Source organism: Streptomyces sp. NPDC054975, assembly GCF_053609105.1.
Map to the genome: position 1 here is coordinate 1 of NZ_JBSGWV010000112.1, position 1811 is coordinate 1811.

Here is a 1811-nt window from a genome sequence, read left to right on the forward strand (position 1 = left end):
TTCGTTTAGTAACGATTCAGTATAATCCTTTGAATCCTTACAGCAGTCCAAAGCTTACATTTGCAAACTATAGAAAAGATATTCAAGACATTGCAGTCAATCAGGCCAAGAAAATAAGAGATCAAAAAAGATATATTGACCAGATAATACAAACGCTACGATAGGCGTTTTTTTATTTTGTCCTCAAAGGAGTGAAACAGTTGATCAGGCTTAGGAAATATTACGACACTACTCGAAATACAGTATATGAATCTCAATTATCGGAAGATATGAATAGCATCGAAAAAGAGATTAATAACCTAGACGGTGATTTGAGGAATCATAAGTCTGATTTTCAGGCACATACCAGTGATCAAATTACCCATCAAGGTTTTTCTCTCCGAACCTATATTGAAAGCCTTTATAACCGTATGCGCAATTTGATTCTTAATGCTGACGGAACAAATGTAAAAGAGGTCGTCGATGCCCGTGTTGATACTGACGGCAATATTGCACCCTTATTAAAAGAACGGCTTGACCGGGATTACATGAAATTGAATAAGCGTATAAAACGTGTTGTTCATGTGGATGATTACGGAGCCGTTGCAGACGGAGTGACAGACAGTTCCGATGCAATCGTGAAGGCCATGGGTAACGGTAAAGTGAAAATTAAACTGGGGCCGGGCGTCTATGTTGTTCGCGGTGTAAAGCTAAAAAGCAACATCATCTTTGAGGGTGACGGAATGGATATTACCACTCTTATTCTTCATGATGAGACACCATCAGATGAATGGGTGATTACGAACGCTAATCATCAGGGCGGTAACAAAAATATCGTAATACGTGATATGACACTTGATTGGAATCGTGAACGGCAAAATGGCACCATGAAAGCCATGGGCGGAGTAAAATCCAGCTGCTTATTGTTAGCACAGGTGAAAAACGCATGGATTCAAAGAGTCCGAACTGTAAATCCTGCTTTGCATGGTATTGATATCTCGGCGCCAACCTACGACATTTCAGATAGTGACTACACTAAAAACGGTTGTGACTCAATTTGGATTGATGGATGTATTTGTGAAGGGTATGGAGACGACGGGATTACAACTCATTACAGCAAAAATATTTTCATCACAAACAATAGATGTTTATATCCATCTGGAACAGCCCATGCCTCTGGAAAAGCAAATTCAAATGGTATTGAAGTAGACGATGGCTCTATGGACGTATGGCTTTTCAATAATTATACGGAGGGGAATGTCCGGGGGGTTGAAGTGAAGGCGCATGCGAAGTGGCCGGCACCTTCTAATGTTCATGTTTATGGTCATCAATCATTCCATGATGTAAGAGCGTATGATCTTCGTCATATCGGCCATCATTATGCAAATGAGCCGTGGAGCGAAACAGCAAGGGATGTCACTTTAGTAGACTGTACGGCTAAGGAGCCGATATTCAATGATTTATACGCTGGGCTAGAGCCGAAAGCGCTTGTGATTTCTGCTTATCAGCGTGTTACAGTACTGGGCTTTACAGCACTTGGTGATCCTACCTATGACTATAAAGGGACACCAGTTATCGCCTTCCAGTATAAAAGCCGCAAGATTAACATTAATGGTTTGAACATTTCTGGATTTGCGAAGGCGGGTTCGGATGTCCGAATCTATGGCGGTGATCAAAGAACGGATGATGTTCGTATTTCAAATTTTACTATCCATGATTCAGCCCCAGAGGGAATTTCCATCGGTGGCGGGGTTTACTATGTCACTTTAATGAACAACGTGTTCAACCCGCTGCCCAACCGCGGCACCCAGGGCCCGGGCGCCTCGATGGCC

At 42.2% G+C, this 1811-nt stretch carries 1 protein-coding gene; it reads left to right on the forward strand.

Annotated elements, in window-relative coordinates:
* Positions 1–191: 191 nt before the first annotated feature.
* A partial coding sequence (locus tag ACWF79_RS34785) for a glycosyl hydrolase family 28-related protein (RefSeq protein ID WP_453732175.1) occupies positions 192–1811 on the forward strand: 1620 nt, incomplete at its 3' end.